The following is an 18,384-nucleotide window of genomic DNA, read 5'->3' as shown; positions in this document are numbered from 1 at the left end:
TGAATGGTTCTGGCGCTGATGCTTAAATATAGAGTTTAATCGCTTCGCCAAAGTGCGTATACTCTTCTTTCTCATATTATATTTACAGGAAGTAATTTATATGATTGAGTCTCAGTTAAGCCAGCGGCTTAGAGCGGATAAACGGCTGGCTAAATATTTAGAAGAAGGCTATAAAGCAGCTTCGGCCCAGGGTTACTCAACCTTGAAGCATTTATATCCTGGCCTGGAAAGATTATCGTGGTATGCCTCTTGCAGTTTTGAAAAGTACCAAAATATTTGTATGCAATTACACCATGAAGATTTACGTGCATTGCAAAACATTCAAAATCAGATTGCCCGCAAAGAAACCATTCTTCAAATTTTTCAATTCTTTTTTGAGAAGCTGACCAGGTATTTAAATCTTAAACCATACTTAGGGTTTTATCGTTACCGTAAAGAAGAGGATGTGCGTAAAGTCATAGAGGCGATATTAGGGACAAAATGAATAAGCAAATAAAGAGAGTTTTACTTGATATATGGAATGAGGTTTTCTTTTATATTCTGTTAGTCATACTGGTGGTAATAGCCTTTCTGGCTGGTGTCTATTTCCCGGACCACACAGGTAAAATAGTATTATTTTCATTTGTGTTACTTCTTGGGGTAGCTTTAAAATATATTATTAAATAAAAAGAGCCTCTTAATGGTATTGAGGCTCTTTGGGTTCCTGCTATTTATCAGAACGCGTAGTTGAAGTTCATGCCGTACAGCCAGGCTTTCCCTTCTGAACGGAAGGTGTAAGGACCTTCGTTAATCTCTACGTGCTGACCGTGCATATAGGAAACGCCAAGATCAACGGAGGCGTCGTCGTTAAACGCGTAGGTAGTCCCTGCGCTCAGCCACAGACGGTCCTGATCCGGGATGGAGATGGAACGGTTGTCCGCCGGAACCGGGCTATCGTCAAATGCGATACCGGTACGGAAGGTCCAGTTCTTATCCATAAAGTAGGTGGTACCCAGCGCAATGCGGTACGCGTCCTTGAATTTTTCATCTTTCTGGAACAGCGTCTGGCCATCGCTGCCGGTGGCTTTCAGCTCCTGGAACTGGCTCCAGCTGGTGTAGGTTATGCTGTAGTGAATCGCCCACTGCGGATCGACTTTATTGTAACCAGAAAGCTCCCACATCTCAGGCAGGTTCAGCGTCAGAGCGCCAGGGATTGTTTCACCGCCGGTACCATAAAGCCCATAACCGCCCAGGAGAGGGTTGTAAGCGGCGGGCAGGCTGCTCTTATAGTCGCCGTCGAAGTCGATTTTCACTTCTGAACGGTAGGTGAAGCCGTAGCGGTTGTTCTTATCGATTTCATAAAGAATACCGGCGTTCCAGCCGTAGCCCCACTCATCGCCTTTCAGGTGCGCGATTTGCGTATCCGCCGGGATCTGCGATACCGGACCCGCAAGCTGCGGAGGCAGCGCGCCGGAACCTGCAATCAGCTGAGGTAAGTCGCCGGCATAGCGCTCGATTTTCGCCCTCGCGTAAACCGCATCAAAGCCAACGCCGAAGCTCCAGCTGTTGTTTAAGCGCCAGGCGCCGCTCAGGTTAAGGTTCAAGGTTTCAAGATCGGTTTTACCGCCAACGGAACCCGCCGCGTAATCGTTAGTATATTCAGTCGCCAGCCCGTAGTTGGAGGTTACAGAAGCCCCCCAGCCGAACTGCTCATTAATCGGTGCGACGAAATGGAGGTTTGGCACCCAGGCTGTCGGCGCGATATTGTCCGCGTCGGTGCTGCGGCCGGATAGCGATGTCCCGGAAATATTGACATCCGGATCGACGAATATCGCACCGCCAGAAAACGACGGACGGTCAAACATCATGATGGTGGCGGGGTTACGGCTGGCCGAGCCCGCGTTGTCCGCAACCGCACCTTCCCCGGAATAAGCTCGGCCAAGGCCAGAGGAAGAGAACTCGTTTAACTGAAAGCCGGCTGAGTATGCCTGCGAGGAGACAATTGCCACTGCAACCGCGAGGGCTGACTTTGAAAACAGGTTTTTCTGGCTCATGACCAAAACCTCATAGATTTATTTTTATACAAATAATGTTACACGTGGTAACAGGAGCGCGAATAGTAGGGGCTGATCGAAAACAGAGAAAGCTGACCAGTGGCGAGAGTATAGGTCTGACCAGATAGTATGTTGCAAGTTTGTATCTAAACTTTTTCAAGTTTGATCTTTAAAACGAGATCCGCCCGGCAAAATCGCGGCCACCTTGCTTCATCCAGACCGGTGAATTTTGTTTTAGATCATTTTTAAGTGTGATTTTGGTCACTTACGGGCGCAGGCAAGATTAACGACTGGAGAGGCTTCAACGGGGGGCGTAAAATAAGCAGCAATTGTTTAATCCCTTTCGCTTTTAAATACAGAGGAAATCATAATGAGTAAAAACACCGCTGATGAAACCCCGGTTTGCTGCTGTATTGATGTTGGCTCCATCATCGACAACACCGATTGCACCGCGTCATACAGCCGCGTCTTTGCCAACAAAGCGCAGGCCGATGAAACGCTGGCCGCGCTGAGCGCCAAAGCCCGTGAAGTAGAATCCGAACCTTGCCAGATTGTGCCGCGCTACGCTGACGTTGAAGAAGGCGTGCGGCTGGATATCGACTTCGTATTCAGCTGCCAGGCTGAAACCATGATCTTCCAGCTCGGCCTGCGTTAATTTCTTCAGACGCTCTCTTTAGGGGAGCGTCGTTTATCCCTTCCAAAGCGTGTCCATCCTCCCAATTTTTTAGTCGGCCAGTTGGCTGAATGTAACTTTTTGGTTAAAACTGTGATCAGGTCAGACCACTTTTGGTTCGTTTACAATTTTTAACAGGGGAGCGTTATGAGTCAGGCACTTCCGCTGGTGACCCGCCAGGGTGACCGCATTGCCATCGTCAGCGGTTTACGCACGCCGTTTGCGCGTCAGGCTACGTCCTTCCACGGTATTCCCGCGATCGATCTTGGCAATATGCTGGTCAGCGAGCTGCTGGCGCGCAGTGAAATTCCCCCGGAAATCATTGAGCAACTTGTTTTCGGCCAGGTTGTGCAGATGCCGGAAGCGCCAAATATCGCGCGTGAAATCGTCCTCGGTACAGGCATGAGTATCCATACCGACGCCTACAGCGTGAGCCGGGCCTGCGCGACCAGCTTTCAGGCCGTAGCCAACGTCGCCGAAAGCCTGCTCGCCGGCACTATTCGCGCGGGCATCGCCGGCGGGGCGGATTCATCTTCCGTATTGCCGATCGGCGTAAGCAAAAAGCTGGGCCGCACGCTGGTGGATGCCAATAAAGCCCGCACGCTTGGCCAGCGGCTGAAGCTCTTTTCCCGCCTGCGCCCGCGCGATCTCCTGCCGGTCCCTCCGGCGGTCGCTGAATATTCCACGGGCTTGCGGATGGGCGATACCGCCGAACAAATGGCGAAAACCCATGGTATTACCCGCGAACAGCAGGACGCTCTCGCGCACCGTTCCCACGAGCGCGCGGCGCTTGCCTGGCAAGAAGGCAAGCTCGCCGATGAGGTGATGACCGCTTTTATTCCGCCGTATCGTCAGCCGTTTAGCGAAGATAACAACGTTCGCAAAGGCTCATCGCTTGCCGATTACGCAAAGCTGCGTCCGGCCTTCGACCGCAAACACGGTACGGTAACCGCCGCTAACAGTACGCCTTTAACCGACGGCGCAGCGGCTGTGATCCTGATGACGGAATCCCGGGCTAAAGAGCTGGGCCTGAAGCCGCTGGGCTTTTTACGCAGCTACGCTTTCACCGCCGTAGACGTGTGGCAAGATATGTTGTCAGGGCCGGCATGGGCCACGCCGCTCGCCCTTGAGCGCGCCGGCATCACCATGGGCGATCTGACGCTGTTTGATATGCACGAAGCCTTCGCCGCCCAGACGCTGGCTAATTTGAAAATGCTTTCCAGCGATCGCTTCGCCCGCGAGGTGCTGGGGCGTTCTCAGGCGACCGGGGAAGTGGACGAGGCGAAATTTAACGTGCTCGGCGGTTCCATCGCTTACGGCCACCCCTTTGCGGCAACGGGCGCGCGCATGATTACGCAAACGCTGCATGAGCTGCGTCGTCGCGGCGGCGGGCTGGGGCTGGTCACCGCCTGCGCGGCGGGCGGCCTGGGCGCGGCTATGGTTCTGGAGGTCGAATAATGGAACAGACAAGCGCATTCTCATTGCATATCCGGCCTGACAACGTCGCGGTGGTCACCATTGACGTGCCGGGCGAAAAGATGAACACCCTGAAGGCCTCGTTCGGCCCTGAGGTTCACGCCATTATCAAACAGGTGCGGGATAACAACGCGCTGCAGGGCCTGGTGTTTATTTCCGCGAAGTCCGACAACTTTATCGCCGGCGCGGATATCAACATGATTGCCGGCTGCCAGAGCGCGGAAGAGGCGCAGTCTCTGGCGCGCCAGGGCCAGCAGATTATGGCTGAAATCGCCGCGCTGCCGATCCCGGTAGTGGCGGCTATTCACGGGGCCTGCCTCGGCGGCGGGCTTGAGCTGGCGCTGGCCTGTCATTCACGAATCTGTACCGATGATGAGAAAACAAAGCTCGGCCTGCCGGAGGTTCAGCTGGGGCCTGCTGCCGGGTTCTGGCGGCACCCAGCGTTTACCGCGTCTGATTGGCGTGAGCAACGCGCTGGATATGATCCTCGCCGGCAAGCAGCTACGCCCTCGCCAGGCGCTAAAACTTGGGCTGGTGGACGACGTTGTTCCGCAGTCCATTTTGCTCGACGCGGCCGTTGAGCTGGCGCTTAAAGGCCGCAGGCCGGCGCGCGCTTTGCCCGTCCGCGAACGTATTCTGGCAGGCCCTGTCGGGCGTTCGCTGTTATTTAATATGGCGAGCAAGAAAGCGGAACAGAAAACCAAAGGGAATTACCCGGCCACGCGGCGCATTATCGAGGTGATAAAAACCGGTCTGGAGCAGGGGGCGCACAGCGGCTATGAGGCCGAGGCGAAGGCCTTTGGCGAGCTGGCGATGACGCCACAGTCCGCCGCGCTGCGGGGGATATTTTTCGCCAGCACCGAGCTTAAAAAAGAGCGCGGCAGCAACGCCGAACCTCATCCGATTCGTGCGGTAGGCGTGCTGGGCGGCGGCCTGATGGGCGGCGGTATCGCTTACGTCACGGCGACGAAAGGGGGCCTGCCGGTACGCATCAAGGACATCAGCAACGACGGCATCAACCACGCGCTGAAATACAGCTGGGATCTGCTGGATAAAAAGGTGCGGCGCCGGCATATGAAGGCGACAGAGCGGCAACGCGAGATGGCGCGCATTTCCGGCGCAACGGATTACAGCGGTTTTCACAATCGCGATATCGTGGTGGAAGCGGTGTTTGAAGACCTGGCGCTGAAGCAAAAAATGGTGGCTGAAATTGAGCAATACGCCGCGCCGCACACCGTTTTCGCTTCCAATACCTCTTCGCTGCCCATCGCGGATATCGCCGCCAACGCTGCGCGTCCGCAGCAGGTCATCGGCCTGCACTATTTCAGTCCGGTTGACAAGATGCCGCTGGTGGAGGTGATTCCCCATGCGGGAACCAGCGCGGAAACTATTTCCACAACCGTGGCGCTGGCGAAAAAGCAGGGTAAAACCCCGATTGTCGTAGGCGACAGCGCGGGCTTTTACGTCAACCGCATTCTGGCTCCTTATGTGAATGAGGCGATGCGCTGCCTGCTGGAAGGAGAGCCGATCGATAAGATTGACGAGGCGCTGGTGAAGTTTGGCTTCCCCGTTGGCCCAATCCAACTTTTGGATGAGGTGGGAATCGACGTCGGGACTAAAATTAGTCCGATCCTGCAGCGGGGCCTACGGCGATCGTTTCGCCGCCCCGGCTGCGGTTGCGGCAATATTGAATGACGATCGCAAAGGTAGAAAAAACGGGCGGGGTTTCTATCTTTATGGCGCGAAAGGGCGTAAAAGCAAAAAACAGGTCGACCCCGCAATTTATAAGCTTATTGGGGTGACGCCAAAAGGGCAGATGGAGGCGAAAGCTATCGCCGAGCGCTGCGTGCTGATGATGCTCAATGAAGCCGCACGCTGCCTTGATGAAGGCGTCGTGCGCAGCGCACGCGACGGCGACATCGGCGCCGTATTCGGCATTGGTTTCCCGCCGTTTCTGGGCGGCCCGTTCCGCTATATGGAAAGCCTGGGCGCGGGCGAAGTTGTCGCAAGGCTACAGCACCTTTCCAGCCGGTATGGCGAACGGTTTGCGCCGTGCGACAGGCTGTTAGCGATGGCCGCGAATAACCTTACTTTTAGTGATTCGCTGCAACATGAGGCGGAAGTTGAGGTCAAAGAAGCATGAGTTCTACCTACCCGCAGGGAGGTTATGAGCTCGGTGAATGGGCGCCGGTTGGTCATTTTGTAAACCATGATTGACTATACTTGCAGCATTGAGGTAAAAAACAGCGTTTCATTCGATGTACGGATAAGGCACAATGCCCGGCTGCTGATGATATCCTCTCCTGTTTGAGGGGGAATCGAAGCATTCCTGGTTAACAAAAGCGGTGCAATATGCAAGTTTTTATCATGCGTCACGGCGACGCAGCACTCGATGCCGCCAGCGACTCGGTACGTCCTCTCACCCAGTGTGGCTGCGACGAATCCCGGGTGATGGCGACCTGGTTAAAAGGTCAAGTAGCGGATATCGAACGTGTTCTGGTGAGCCCTTACCTGCGAGCTGAACAGACCCTGGACGTGGTGCGGGAAGCGCTTAATCTCCCGGAAAAAGAAGACATTCTGCCGGAACTGACCCCGTGCGGCGATGTCGGGCTGGTGAGCTGCTACCTGCAGGCTCTGGCTAATGAAGGCGTTGAATCGGCTCTGGTGGTCTCCCACCTGCCGTTGGTAGGTTACCTGGTCTCTGAGCTCTGCCCTGAAGAAACGCCGCCGATGTTCTGCACGTCGGCTATCGCCAACGTCACGCTGGACGCGCAGACCGGAAAAGGGGTGTTCAACTGGCAGATGAGCCCCAGGAATCTGAAAATAGCGAAAGCTATCTGACAGCCGGAAGCATGAAAAAAGAGCCGCATTTTGCGGCTCTTTTGTTTTTGGAGGCGGCAGCGGGTTACTTATCACTTTGCCAGCAATCCAGGGCAAGCGAAGCGCCACCCGCCACCCGCCATCGGCTAAGGCAGCTCGGGCGGCTGCCACTCTTCGACTTCGATCAACACCAGCAGGGCCGCATCGCCGCCGTACTCTTTCGGCGCCTGATGGAAGGCCATTACATGCGGATGCTGCGCCAGCCAGAGCGGGGTTTGCTGCTTTAATACGTGTTTGCCATGCCCGTGCATCACGCAGGCGCAAAATACGTGTTCCCGGCGGCAGGCGGCGATAAGCGCGCCCAGCTCCTGCTTTGCCTGCAGCTGCGTCAACCCGTGCAAATCCAGAAACAGCTCCGGAGAGTAATCGCCCCGGCGGATTTTCTTTAATTCAAAATGGCTGACGCCTTCCCGCACGTAGCGGGTAGGGCCTTCCGTCGCAAGCCTCGGCTGGAACTCGTCGGAAAAGTAATGGCTGGCGTCGGCCTGTTCCTGTAACAGCCGTTTCACCGGAACTTCCTGGCGCTTTTTGCGCACCGGACGGTGAACAATAGTGTCCTGGGCAAGCTTCTTTGTGCCGCTCATCAAATCGCGGAAAAGGTTCCGATCGTCAACGCTGAGCGGAGGTTTTTTCTTCATCTTTTTCTCGTCTCGCAACTGCTTTGTTGTCAGTTTACCCGCTTTGCCGCCCGGTACTAAATAAAACGCAAATTTCCGCGCCGTCGCGGCGATTGCATGCTGATTTGTCGCGGCCTTCATGGCAAACTAATCGATTATTGAATTAGCGCGAACGGCCTGCGGAGGGCAACGTGGATAAAATTTTCGTCGATGAGGCGGTCAGTGAACTGCACACCATTCAGGACATGCTGCGCTGGGCAGTCAGCCGCTTTAGCGCCGCCAACATCTGGTATGGTCACGGCACCGATAACCCGTGGGATGAAGCCGTTCAGCTGGTGCTGCCAAGCCTCTATCTGCCGCTTGATATTCCTGAAGATATGCGCACCGCGCGTCTGACCCCCAGCGAGCGTCACCGCATCGTCGAGCGCGTCATTCGCCGGGTCAACGAACGTATTCCGGTAGCCTATCTCACTAATAAAGCCTGGTTCTGCGGCCACGAGTTTTACGTGGACGAGCGCGTGCTGGTGCCGCGCTCGCCTATTGGCGAGCTGATTAGCAACCGTTTTGCCGGCCTTTACGATGCCGAACCGCAGCACATTCTGGATATGTGCACCGGCAGCGGCTGTATCGCCATCGCCTGCGCCTACGAATTCACTAACGCGGAAGTGGATGCGGTGGATATCTCCCTCGATGCCCTGGCGGTTGCCGAGCAAAACATCGCCGAGCACGGTCTGGAAAACCAGGTTACGCCGATTCGTTCGGACCTGTTCCGCGACCTGCCGAAGGTGCAGTACGACATTATCGTTACTAATCCGCCGTACGTTGACGCGGAGGATATGTCCGATCTGCCGGGTGAGTTCCGCTTTGAGCCTGAATTAGGCCTGGCGGCAGGAAGCGACGGCCTGAAGCTTGCGCGCCGCATTCTGGCCTGCGCGCCGGATTACCTGGCCGACGGCGGGATTCTGATTTGTGAAGTGGGTAACAGCATGGTACATCTGATGGAGCAGTACCCGGAGGTGCCGTTTACCTGGCTTGAGTTCGACAACGGCGGTGACGGCGTCTTTATGCTGACCAAATCGCAGCTGATTGCGGCTCGCGAACATTTCAGCATCTATAAAGACTGATTCGCGTAACGAGCCTGCGGGCTCGTTTTCTTCCCGCGACCCCAACACAACAAAGACAACGGTAAGGAGCCGTGATGGCAGGCAACAGTATTGGACAGGTATTTCGCGTAACGACATTTGGTGAATCCCACGGCTTAGCGCTGGGCTGCATCGTGGACGGCGTGCCGCCGGGCATTCCTCTTACGGAAGCCGACCTGCAGCACGACCTGGATCGCCGCCGCCCGGGCACCTCCCGTTACACCACCCAGCGTCGCGAGCCGGATCAGGTCAAAATTCTTTCTGGCGTCTTTGAAGGCGTCACCACCGGCACCAGCATCGGCCTGCTGATTGAAAATACCGACCAGCGCTCTCAGGATTACAGCGCCATCAAAGACGTGTTCCGTCCGGGCCACGCCGATTACACCTACGAACAAAAATACGGCCTGCGCGATTACCGTGGCGGCGGCCGTTCTTCCGCGCGCGAAACCGCGATGCGCGTGGCCGCGGGCGCTATCGCCAAAAAATATCTGGCGCAAAAATACGGCATCACCATTCGCGGTTGCCTGACGCAGATGGGCGACGTGCCCCTTGCCATCAAAGACTGGCAGCAGGTGGAGCAGAACCCGTTCTTCTGCCCGGACCCGGACAAAATCGAAACCCTCGACGAGCTGATGCGCGCGCTGAAAAAAGAAGGCGACTCTATCGGCGCGAAGGTAACCGTGGTGGCGGATAACGTGCCGCCGGGCCTTGGCGAGCCGGTATTCGACCGTTTAGACGCGGACATCGCCCACGCCTTAATGAGCATTAACGCCGTGAAGGGCGTGGAAATCGGCGAAGGCTTCGGCGTGGTGAACCTGCGCGGCAGCCAGAACCGCGACGAGATAACCAAAGACGGTTTCCAGAGCAACCATGCGGGCGGCATCCTCGGCGGCATCAGCAGCGGCCAGCAGATCGTAGCCAATATGGCGCTGAAGCCGACCTCCAGCATTATGGTGCCGGGGCGCACTATTAACCGTGAAGGCGAAGAGGTGGAAATGGTCACCCGCGGGCGCCACGATCCTTGCGTCGGCATTCGCGCGGTGCCGATCGCTGAAGCGATGCTGGCTATCGTGCTGATGGATCATCTGCTGCGCCAACGCGCTCAGAATGCCGACGTAGCCACTCCTTTACCACGCTGGTAACGCGATGAAAAAAGCTCTCGTGGGGCTGCTGGCGCTGGCTGCCAGCGCCGCAACCTTCGCCGCTACGCCGTGGCAAAAAATCAGCCATCCGGTTGCGGGCAGCCCGCAGTCCATCGGCGCTTTTGCCAATGGCTGCATCGTGGGGGCCCACGAGCTGCCGCTCAACGATCCGCGCTATCAGGTGATGCGCCAGGATCAGCGGCGCTACTTCGGCCACCCCGATTTAGTGATGTTCATCCAGCGGCTGAGCAACCAGACGAGCCAGCTGGGCCTTGGTACGGTGCTGGTTGGCGATATGGGGATGGCCGCGGGCGGGCGCTTTAACTCCGGCCATGCCAGCCATCAGACCGGCCTGGATGTCGACATCTTCCTGCAGCTGCCGAAAACGCGCTGGACGTCGTCACAGCTGCTTAAACCCCAGGCGCTGGATCTGGTCGCCGGCGACAACCGGCACGTGGTGCGCAGCCTGTGGCAGCCGGAAATCAGCAGCCTGATCAAGCTGGCGGCGAAAGATAATGACGTGACGCGCATCTTCGTTAACCCGGCGATTAAGCAGCAGCTTTGCCTGGACGCAGGCGCCGATCGCGACTGGCTGCGGAAGGTGCGTCCGTGGTTCCAGCACCGCGCGCATATGCATGTGCGGCTGCGCTGTCCGGCAGACAGCCTTGAGTGTGAGGATCAGCCCCTGCCGCCGCCGGGCGACGGCTGCGGCGCGGAACTGCAAAGCTGGTTTGCGCCTCCGGCGCCGGGCAGTACGCCGCCGAAAAAGAAAACGCCGCCTCCAATACCGGCCTCATGCCAGGCCTTGCTGGATAAGCACGAACTCTGACGGATAAGTTCATGGAATGGTTTATGGTTTCCCCCCTGATGCTGGTGGCGCTGTTTTTTGTCGCCCTGCTGGCGGGGTTTATTGATGCGCTGGCGGGCGGCGGCGGGCTGTTGACCGTCCCGGCGTTACTGGCGGCCGGTATGTCCCCGGCGCAGGCGCTGGCGACCAACAAGCTGCAGGCCTGCGGCGGTTCGGTTTCAGCCTCGCTCTATTTTATTCGCCGTAAGGTGGTGAGCCTTGCCGATCAGAAGCTCAATATTTTGATGACGTTTCTCGGCTCCACCAGCGGCGCGCTGCTGGTGCAGCATGTTAAATCCGATGTTTTGCGTCAGATCCTGCCGCTGCTGGTGATTGGCATCGGCCTCTATTTTTTGCTGATGCCGAAGCTTGGAGAGGAAGACCGGCAGCGCCGCCTGTACGGTTTGCCTTTTGCGTTAATCGCCGGCGGCTGCGTAGGCTTTTACGACGGTTTCTTCGGCCCCGGCGCGGGTTCGTTTTATGCGCTGGCGTTTGTGACGCTGTGCGGCTTTAACCTCGCGAAATCTACCGCGCACGCCAAGGTGCTGAACGCCACCTCGAACCTCGGCGGACTGCTGCTGTTTATCATCGGCGGCAAGGTGATTTGGGGTACCGGCTTTGTGATGATGGCCGGGCAGTTTTTAGGCGCGCGTATGGGCTCGCGTCTGGTACTGAGCAAAGGGCAAAAGCTTATCCGGCCGATGATTGTGATTGTCTCGGCGGTGATGAGCGCCAAACTGTTATTTGATAGCCACGGAACGGAGATCCTCCACTGGCTGGGGGCGGTATGAATATGAGTAGAGAGCACCATTATCAGGAGCTGATCGATATCTTCGACGGCTGTTTTAAAGATGATTTTAATACCCGTCTGATTAAAGGCGACGACGAACCGATCTATCTTCCTGCTGATGAAGAGACGCCGTACAACCGCATCGTCTTTGCCCACGGCTACTACGCCAGCGGCATGCACGAGATTTCGCACTGGTGTATCGCGGGTAAAGCGCGCCGCGAGCTGGTGGATTTTGGTTACTGGTATTGCCCGGACGGGCGCGATGCGCCAACGCAAAGCAGGTTCGAAGACGTGGAGGTCAAACCCCAGGCCCTGGAGTGGCTGCTGTGCGCGGCGGCGGGCTTTGCGTTTAACGTCAGCTGCGACAACCTGAGCGGCGATTTTGAACCGGACAGAGTTGCTTTCCAGCGCCGGGTGCATGCCCAGGTAATGGCTTATCTTGAAGAAGGCATTCCCGAACGGCCCGCGCGTCTGATGGCGGCCCTGCGCGACTATTATAAAACTCCGCCGGTAACAGCTGACCTGTTCCCGTGGCCGGAAGATTTACACTAATTACTTGCAAATGAGGAAGTAAGTACGATGATCGCGGAATTTGAAACTCGCATTCTGGCGTTAATTGATGGGATGGTGGAGCAGGGCCAGTGATGACGAGCTGTTTGCCAGCGGTTATCTGCGTGGCCACCTCACTCTGGCGGTAGCGGAGCTCGAGCACGGCGACGACCATTCGCCGCAGGCGCTGCACGCGGCGGTTTCCGGCAGCCTGGAAAAAGCCATTCAGGCGGGCGAGCTGTCCCCGCGCGACCAGTCTCTGGTGCTGGGCATGTGGGATAATCTGTACCAGCAGGCGGAGTTTAAGTAATCCGTGACGGGCGGCGCCGCCAACCCCCCGCGCCGCCCGACAAAATTAACGCACTTCTTTTCCCTTCAGCAGCTTCCTCACCCAAAAGCGGCTCGGGTTTAACGCCGCAAGCGTCGTGCTGTCCAGCGGAATCGGCTCGTCGCTCATTTGCGCCGCCAGAATTTCTGCCGCCAGCGGGGCGGTACACAATCCCCTTGAACCTAATCCTGCCAGCATAAACAGATTGCCGTAGACCGGCGCCGGCCCGGCGTTTTCTTTATCTTCGACGAGAACAGCGTAGTCCGTCAGCGTGCGCTGATAATCCGCGACGCTGCCGATGATGGGCAGATGATCGCGCGTGGCGCAGCGTATGCCGCAGCGCGCTTCGCCAGCGGAAACGTCCACTTCCTGCGGCCAGTCTTCATCCGGCAGGCAGTTAATCAGGCGCTGCCGGTTATGCAGCTGATCTTCCTCGTTGTACTGCATATCCCGTACGCCGCGGTGGTAGCTTGCGCCGATGCAGTGCCGCTGATTGTGCGGATTAAGCGGCGTCAGATAGCCGTCGTAGCACAGCACCTGGCGCAGCCTGGCAAGGGATGCGCTGGTTGGAATATGGCTCACCTGGCCGCCTACTGCGGAAACCGGCAGTTTTTCGGTTTGCAGGAAGGCGTTTATCTGATGCCCGTTCGCCAGTACGACCACCGCGTGCTGCTGTGGCGGCCGTCCGGCAAAGCTTAGCTTCCAGCCGTCGGCTACTTTATCCAGCGCCGTTACCCGGTGAGCGTAGTGCGTCTTCATCCCTTGCCGCCGCGCCAGTTCGACTGCGCCCGCGGTAAGCTGCGCCGGGCATAGCCAGCCGCCCAGCGGATAGGTGATGCCGCCGCAGCCTGTTTCAACGCCGCTAATTTCAGCCACGGTTTTTTCATCCACGGCGTGCGCAAGCGCCTGCGGAAACGCCAGGCTTAGCATCTGGTCGATTTTGTGCCGGCTTCTTTCATCCCAGCCAAGCTGCGTGACGCCGCACCAGTCATGATCGAAGGCGACGGGCAGCGAATCATACAGACGGCGGGCGAAGGTGAAGGCCGCGGCAAAGAAGGCGGTGAGCGAAGCGTCATGCGTGCTCAATAGCGGGTAAAGCGCCCCCTGACGATTACCGGAAGCGCCCTGCGCGGCGGCCTCATCTTCGCAGTAAAGCGTTACCTGCCAGCCGCGGCGGAGCAGGGCGAGGCAGAGCAGGGCGCTGGCAACGCCGCCGCCGACGATTGCCGCCTCTTTACCTTGTGCCGCCGGGCGCGCATACCACGGCGTCTGGGGTTGGAAAGCAAGCTCCTGCTCCATCACGCCGGTCAACATGGTGCGCTTGCGCCCGAAGCCCGGGGCTTTGGTCATGGTGAATCCTGCTTCAATGAGCCCGCGGCGTACGAAGCCTGCGCAGGTAAAAGTCGCCAGCGTGCCGCCGGGGCGGGCCAGCTTCGCCATGGCGTTAAACAGCTGCGGGGTCCACATATCCGGGTTTTTCGAGGGGGCGAAGCCATCAAGGAACCAGGCGTCAACCTGATTCGTCAAAGTGTCATCCAACTGTGGTATCAGTTCATTAATATCGCCAAACCACAGGTCGAGCGTGATTCGTCCCTGCGCCAGCAGCAGGCGATGGCAGCCCGGCACCGGCAGCGGCCCACTGCTGCTGGAGCGCTTCGGCGAACTCCGCAAGCTCCGGCCAGTGGCCGTGGGCCGTGCGTAAATCAGCGGCGGTGAGCGGGAATTTTTCAAAACTGATGAAGTGAAGCCGCTGCAGCCGGGCCTGCGGCTGTTTGCGGCAGAAATCGTCAAAAGCCTGCCATAAAGTCAAAAAGTTAAGCCCCGTCCCAAAGCCGCTTTCGCCGACGACAAAGAGCGAACGCTCGTGGGATGCGAAACGTTCTGACAGGCGATTTCCCTGCAGAAAGACATAACGAGTTTCTTCCAGTCCATTATCATTAGAGAAGTACACGTCATCAAACTCTCGGGATACAGGTGTACCTTCTTCGTTAAAGCCAAGGTTGGCGGTTTGTATAGGGGAGTGTTTCACGTAAGTTACTCGTCTGGCAGGCGGTGAAAGGATAGTAACGATGTGTGCGAAGCGGCGCAAATTTCACGCCGATTTGGCTGATCGGACTTGTTCGGCGTACAAGTGTACGCTATTGTGCCAGTCGAAATCCTAAATAGTGCAGTGGAAGAGGTATTGAATGAAACGTGCAGTGATTACTGGCCTGGGCATCGTTTCCAGCATCGGTAACAACCAGCAGGAAGTCCTGGCATCTCTGCGTGAAGGACACTCTGGGATCACCTTCTCTCAAGAATTTAAAGATTGTGGTATGCGTAGCCACGTGTGGGGTAACGTTAAACTTGACACCACCGGCCTGATCGACCGTAAAGTGGTCCGTTTCATGAACGATGCCTCTATCTATGCTTACCTTTCCATGCAGCAAGCTATTGAAGATGCTGGCTTGAAAGAAGAAGTTTATCAAAGCAACCCGCGCGTTGGGCTAATTGCCGGTTCCGGTGGTTCTTCGAAATATCAGGTATTCGGTGCGGACGCCATGCGCAGCCCGCGCGGCCTGAAGGCGGTCGGCCCTTACGTTGTGACCAAAGCGATGGCTTCTGCGGTTTCCGCCTGCCTCGCCACCCCGTTCAAAATTCACGGCGTGAACTACTCCATCAGCTCCGCATGCGCAACGTCTTCACACTGCATCGGCAACGCGGTTGAGCAAATTCAGCTGGGCAAACAGGACATCGTTTTTGCCGGCGGCGGCGAAGAGCTGTGCTGGGAAATGGCCTGCGAGTTCGATGCCATGGGCGCGCTGTCCACCAAATATAACGAAGAGCCGGCTAAGGCTTCCCGTACTTACGATGCCAACCGTGACGGTTTCGTTATCGCAGGCGGCGGCGGCATGGTTGTGGTTGAAGAGCTGGAGCACGCGCTGGCGCGCGGCGCGCATATCTACGCTGAAATCGTTGGCTACGGCGCAACGTCCGACGGCGCAGACATGGTCGCTCCATCAGGCGAAGGCGCGGTGCGCTGCATGAAGATGGCGATGCACGGCGTTGATACCCCAATCGACTATCTGAACACCCACGGCACCTCCACGCCGGTTGGCGATGTGAAAGAGCTTGGCGCCATCCGCGAAGTGTTCGGCGATAACTCTCCGGCCATGTCCGCAACCAAAGCGATGACCGGCCACTCCCTGGGCGCCGCGGGCGTACAGGAAGCCATCTACTCTCTGCTGATGCTCGAACATGGCTTTATCGCCCCAAGCATCAACATTGACGAGATGGACGAGCAGGCGAAAGGGCTGAACATCGTTACCGAAACCACCGAGCGTAAGCTGCACACCGTGATGTCCAACAGCTTCGGCTTCGGCGGCACCAACGCCACGCTGGTGATGCGCAAAGTCAACGCGTAGCTTGAGCAATAAATAACAGGGGCGCCTTTGGGCGCCCTTTTTTTTGCCTTTACGCAGATTGACGAAAAGGCCGTTTGACGGCACTATAGCCGGCCATAACATTATCTTATTGATAATGCGTAAGCGTTCAACGTTAACCAACGCACCTTTAATCTGACTATCAGATAGAGAGGCGCGGTGTTTCCTCGCCTTACTCTGCTGTAAATGGAGTAAGCAGTATGTCTACAACCCTTGATTCCCATCCTAAAAAGCCGAAGTCGGCCAACGGCCAGCTGTTCAAAATCACCTTCGCTATCTTCCTGACCTATCTGACGGTCGGCCTGCCGCTGCCGGTTATTCCTCTGTTCGTTCATCAGCAGCTTGGCTATGGCAACACCATGGTCGGCATCGCCGTGGGCATTCAGTTTCTCGCCACGGTTCTGACGCGCGGCTATGCCGGACGGCTTGCCGACCAGCAGGGCGCAAAGCGCTCAACCATTCAGGGCATGTTTGCCTGCGCGCTGGCAGGCATAGCCTATCTGCTGGCGGCGCTGCTGCCCGTTGAGGCCGCCGTCAAATTCGCTTTGCTGATCGTCGGGCGCCTGATTCTTGGCTTTGGCGAAAGCCAGCTGCTGACGGGCACGCTGACCTGGGGCATGGGGCTGGTGGGGCCCGCCCGCTCCGGCAAGGTGATGTCGTGGAACGGTATGGCGATGTATGGCGCGCTGGCCGCCGGCGCACCGCTGGGGCTGCTGCTTAACGGCCATTGGGGATTCGTTGCGCTGGGCGCGACCACTACCGCACTGCCGTTAGTCGCCCTGCTGTTTAACGGCCGCGTGCCGGCTGTGCCAGCCCATAAAGGCGAACGCCCGTCGCTGTTTGCCGTTATCGGGCTTATCTGGAAGCCAGGCCTTGGATTAGCGTTGCAGGGCGTTGGGTTTGCCGTTATCGGCACCTTTGTTTCGCTCTATTTCGCTGCCAAAGGCTGGGCGTGGGCGGGCTTTACGCTCACCGCCTTTGGCGGCGCTTTCGTGCTGATGCGCGTTTTATTCGGCTGGATGCCGGACCGCTTCGGCGGCGTAAGGGTGGCGCTGGCTTCGTTAGTTATCGAGGCGGCGGGCCTCGCGCTGCTGTGGCAGGCTCCCGTCGCCTGGGTTGCCCTGCTGGGCGCGGCGCTGACGGGCTGCGGCTGCTCGCTGATCTTCCCGGCGCTGGGCGTTGAGGTGGTTAAGCGCGTGCCGGCCCAGGTGCGCGGTACGGCGCTGGGCGGCTATGCCGCTTTTCAGGATATCTCATACGGGGTCACCGGGCCGCTCACCGGCCTGCTGGCGACCTCATTCGGCTATACGTCGGTGTTTCTGGCGGGCGCGATTTCTGCGGCGGTGGGCATTGTGGTTACGCTTGTGGCTTTCAGGAAGTAACGCGAAAGCTTTTCCAGACGCGCCGTCTGCTGTACAAAATCCCCCTCGGGCGGAGGGGGAGGCGTTTTAAACAACCATCCAGAATAAAATCATCACCACAATCAGCGCGGCTAACGCCAGCCCCGGACGCGCCGAAACAGCTTTAAACGGCTCGATGAACGGGGCGATAAACGGGTTATAAATAGGCTGAATGTTCTGTACCTCAGGCGCTGCTGCCTGGTGGCGCTCGGCGCGCTTCAGGAAGACCTGGTTCAAAATATCCTGCACCTGCGCGGTGGTCAGCAGCGTCTGCGGCGTGGCCTGGAAGCGCTGCTGCGAATAATCCGTTATCTCTTTCCATTCCGCAGGTTCGAGCGGCTGCTTTAAAGCCGCCTGCACGGAATGCAGGGTAGGGGACGTTTGCTGGCTGAGGGTCTGGCGCGCCTGCAGCCAGGTGGTCAGCAGCGTAAAATGTTTTGCCGGTATCAGCTCGCCGGTTTTCACCCCCGACAGCTCCAGCATCGACTGCCAGATTTGCTTGCCGGACTCGCCCGTCGCCGCGGTAAGTTTCGCCACCTGCTGATTTAGCGCGCTATGCTCAGCAGGCAGCAGCGGGCGGTCGGTAGCCGGGCGCTGCTGCGGCTGTGGAATGGTGAGCTGATTATTTTGCAGCAGCGTAAGCACGGTTTTTAACTGCTGCGGCGTAAGCTGGCTGAGCGCGCTGTGGCCGAACTCCCGGCGAATATAGTCGCTTACGGCCTGGCGGTTATTGCCCTGCGGCAGCAGGTCGCTGAGCTGCTGCACCGTCTGGCGCGTGGCGTGGGTCGTCTGCACGGTGGCCAGGCGCTGGTTGAGGTTCTGCTCGGCGGCCGGGAAATGGCGCGAGAGCAAAGGCATCTCGTTTTTCAGGCCCAGATCGTGTTTCATCCCGGCCCACACTTCAGCGCTCTGCAGCTGGCTCAGGGCGACAATGCGGGTAATCAGGCGTTCCAGCACGGTACGCTGCTGAGAAGATAGCGGTAACTCGCCTGCGGCGGACGGCGCGGGAGCGGGTTCTCCCGGAGGGCGAGGCGTAGCCCCCTGAATGGGTTGCATAGCGTTGAATCCTTAATCTGACCTGATGA

General features: G+C 57.7%; 14 protein-coding genes and 3 pseudogenes. 13 read left to right on the top strand and 4 right to left on the bottom strand.

The window, feature by feature from the left end:
- Positions 1 to 100: 100 nt before the first annotated feature.
- Positions 101 to 484: a hypothetical protein gene (locus tag WLO32_RS14660; RefSeq protein ID WP_435945764.1), complete on the top strand. Its 384-nt coding sequence runs from the start codon at positions 101 to 103 to the stop codon at positions 482 to 484.
- A gap of 229 nt (positions 485 to 713) precedes the next feature.
- On the opposite strand, the gene fadL is transcribed toward WLO32_RS14660, so the two are convergent.
- Complete coding sequence (fadL, locus tag WLO32_RS14655; protein WP_435945763.1) at positions 714 to 2,033, bottom strand: long-chain fatty acid transporter FadL; 1,320 nt, start codon at positions 2,031 to 2,033, stop codon at positions 714 to 716.
- A gap of 370 nt (positions 2,034 to 2,403) precedes the next feature.
- Here fadL and WLO32_RS14650 point away from each other — a divergent pair, with 370 nt between their 5' ends.
- The 4 genes and pseudogenes from WLO32_RS14650 (at position 2,404) to sixA (ending at position 7,023) form a co-directional block, all read left to right on the top strand.
- On the top strand, positions 2,404 to 2,688 hold the full coding sequence (locus WLO32_RS14650) for a YfcZ/YiiS family protein (RefSeq protein ID WP_435945762.1): 285 nt from the start codon (positions 2,404 to 2,406) through the stop codon (positions 2,686 to 2,688).
- Between the two features lie 165 nt (positions 2,689 to 2,853).
- On the top strand, positions 2,854 to 4,164 hold the full coding sequence (fadI, locus tag WLO32_RS14645; RefSeq protein ID WP_435945761.1) for an acetyl-CoA C-acyltransferase FadI: 1,311 nt from the start codon (positions 2,854 to 2,856) through the stop codon (positions 4,162 to 4,164).
- Positions 4,164 to 6,325 (top strand): annotated as a pseudogene (gene fadJ / locus WLO32_RS14640) (fatty acid oxidation complex subunit alpha FadJ). The gene fadI and the pseudogene fadJ overlap by 1 nt, the downstream one beginning before the upstream one ends.
- Before the next feature lie 209 nt (positions 6,326 to 6,534).
- Positions 6,535 to 7,023, top strand: a complete 489-nt coding sequence (gene sixA, locus WLO32_RS14635) for a phosphohistidine phosphatase SixA (RefSeq protein WP_435945760.1) — start codon at positions 6,535 to 6,537, stop codon at positions 7,021 to 7,023.
- A gap of 125 nt (positions 7,024 to 7,148) precedes the next feature.
- On the opposite strand, the gene smrB is transcribed toward sixA, so the two are convergent.
- Positions 7,149 to 7,700 carry an endonuclease SmrB gene (smrB, locus tag WLO32_RS14630; RefSeq protein WP_435945759.1) on the bottom strand — a complete coding sequence of 184 codons (552 nt, stop codon included), beginning with the start codon at positions 7,698 to 7,700 and terminating at the stop codon, positions 7,149 to 7,151.
- A gap of 170 nt (positions 7,701 to 7,870) precedes the next feature.
- Between smrB and prmB the strand changes: the two genes are divergently transcribed.
- From prmB to WLO32_RS14600, 6 genes and pseudogenes are all read left to right on the top strand, one after another.
- Positions 7,871 to 8,803, top strand: a complete 933-nt coding sequence (gene prmB / locus WLO32_RS14625) for a 50S ribosomal protein L3 N(5)-glutamine methyltransferase (RefSeq protein WP_435945758.1) — start codon at positions 7,871 to 7,873, stop codon at positions 8,801 to 8,803.
- Between the two features lie 74 nt (positions 8,804 to 8,877).
- A complete protein-coding gene (gene aroC / locus WLO32_RS14620; protein WP_435945757.1) occupies positions 8,878 to 9,963 on the top strand; it encodes a chorismate synthase in 1,086 nt (361 codons plus the stop codon).
- Between the two features lie 4 nt (positions 9,964 to 9,967).
- On the top strand, positions 9,968 to 10,792 hold the full coding sequence (mepA, locus tag WLO32_RS14615; RefSeq protein ID WP_435945756.1) for a penicillin-insensitive murein endopeptidase: 825 nt from the start codon (positions 9,968 to 9,970) through the stop codon (positions 10,790 to 10,792).
- An 11-nt stretch (positions 10,793 to 10,803) separates the two neighbouring features.
- On the top strand, positions 10,804 to 11,601 hold the full coding sequence (locus WLO32_RS14610; RefSeq protein WP_435945755.1) for a sulfite exporter TauE/SafE family protein: 798 nt from the start codon (positions 10,804 to 10,806) through the stop codon (positions 11,599 to 11,601).
- 2 nt (positions 11,602 to 11,603) lie between these two features.
- Positions 11,604 to 12,152 (top strand): elongation factor P hydroxylase, encoded by a 549-nt coding sequence (locus WLO32_RS14605; RefSeq protein WP_435948308.1) that lies wholly within the window; start codon positions 11,604 to 11,606, stop codon positions 12,150 to 12,152.
- Between the two features lie 27 nt (positions 12,153 to 12,179).
- Positions 12,180 to 12,459 (top strand): annotated as a pseudogene (locus WLO32_RS14600) (YfcL family protein).
- 45 nt (positions 12,460 to 12,504) lie between these two features.
- Here the strand turns inward: WLO32_RS14600 and mnmC are convergent.
- Positions 12,505 to 14,506, bottom strand: a pseudogene (mnmC, locus tag WLO32_RS14595) (bifunctional tRNA (5-methylaminomethyl-2-thiouridine)(34)-methyltransferase MnmD/FAD-dependent 5-carboxymethylaminomethyl-2-thiouridine(34) oxidoreductase MnmC).
- Between the two features lie 157 nt (positions 14,507 to 14,663).
- Between mnmC and fabB the strand changes: the two are divergent.
- The gene (gene fabB, locus WLO32_RS14590; RefSeq protein WP_435945754.1) at positions 14,664 to 15,881 is read left to right on the top strand and encodes a beta-ketoacyl-ACP synthase I; all 1,218 of its coding nucleotides are present in this window, start codon (positions 14,664 to 14,666) and stop codon (positions 15,879 to 15,881) included.
- A gap of 218 nt (positions 15,882 to 16,099) precedes the next feature.
- The gene (locus WLO32_RS14585; protein WP_435945753.1) at positions 16,100 to 17,281 is read left to right on the top strand and encodes an MFS transporter; all 1,182 of its coding nucleotides are present in this window, start codon (positions 16,100 to 16,102) and stop codon (positions 17,279 to 17,281) included.
- Between the two features lie 66 nt (positions 17,282 to 17,347).
- Here WLO32_RS14585 and flk read toward each other — a convergent pair whose 3' ends face one another.
- On the bottom strand, positions 17,348 to 18,355 hold the full coding sequence (flk, locus tag WLO32_RS14580; protein ID WP_435945752.1) for a flagella biosynthesis regulator Flk: 1,008 nt from the start codon (positions 18,353 to 18,355) through the stop codon (positions 17,348 to 17,350).
- Between the last annotated feature and the right edge of the window lie 29 nt (positions 18,356 to 18,384).

It is taken from the genome of Dryocola mayonis (assembly GCF_051307045.1).
In the GTDB taxonomy this organism is placed as follows: Bacteria; Pseudomonadota; Gammaproteobacteria; order Enterobacterales; family Enterobacteriaceae; genus Dryocola.
The sequence above is the reverse complement of the archived record's forward strand: the minus strand, read 5'-3'. Positions and strand labels throughout refer to the sequence as shown.

Excerpts from the sequence above, each read along its gene's own strand:
- WLO32_RS14605 (WP_435948308.1), top strand. The coding sequence starts at position 11,604 with ATGAGTAGAGAGCACCATTATCAGGAGCTGATCGATATCTTCGACGGC.
- fabB (WP_435945754.1), top strand. The coding sequence starts at position 14,664 with ATGAAACGTGCAGTGATTACTGGCCTGGGCATCGTTTCCAGCATCGGT.
- sixA (WP_435945760.1), top strand. The coding sequence starts at position 6,535 with ATGCAAGTTTTTATCATGCGTCACGGCGACGCAGCACTCGATGCCGCC.
- WLO32_RS14585 (WP_435945753.1), top strand. The coding sequence starts at position 16,100 with ATGTCTACAACCCTTGATTCCCATCCTAAAAAGCCGAAGTCGGCCAAC.
- WLO32_RS14650 (WP_435945762.1), top strand. The coding sequence starts at position 2,404 with ATGAGTAAAAACACCGCTGATGAAACCCCGGTTTGCTGCTGTATTGAT.
- aroC (WP_435945757.1), top strand. The coding sequence starts at position 8,878 with ATGGCAGGCAACAGTATTGGACAGGTATTTCGCGTAACGACATTTGGT.
- fadI (WP_435945761.1), top strand. The coding sequence starts at position 2,854 with ATGAGTCAGGCACTTCCGCTGGTGACCCGCCAGGGTGACCGCATTGCC.
- WLO32_RS14660 (WP_435945764.1), top strand. The coding sequence starts at position 101 with ATGATTGAGTCTCAGTTAAGCCAGCGGCTTAGAGCGGATAAACGGCTG.
- flk (WP_435945752.1), bottom strand. The coding sequence starts at position 18,355 with ATGCAACCCATTCAGGGGGCTACGCCTCGCCCTCCGGGAGAACCCGCT.
- mepA (WP_435945756.1), top strand. The coding sequence starts at position 9,968 with ATGAAAAAAGCTCTCGTGGGGCTGCTGGCGCTGGCTGCCAGCGCCGCA.
- smrB (WP_435945759.1), bottom strand. The coding sequence starts at position 7,700 with ATGAAGAAAAAACCTCCGCTCAGCGTTGACGATCGGAACCTTTTCCGC.
- fadL (WP_435945763.1), bottom strand. The coding sequence starts at position 2,033 with ATGAGCCAGAAAAACCTGTTTTCAAAGTCAGCCCTCGCGGTTGCAGTG.
- WLO32_RS14610 (WP_435945755.1), top strand. The coding sequence starts at position 10,804 with ATGGAATGGTTTATGGTTTCCCCCCTGATGCTGGTGGCGCTGTTTTTT.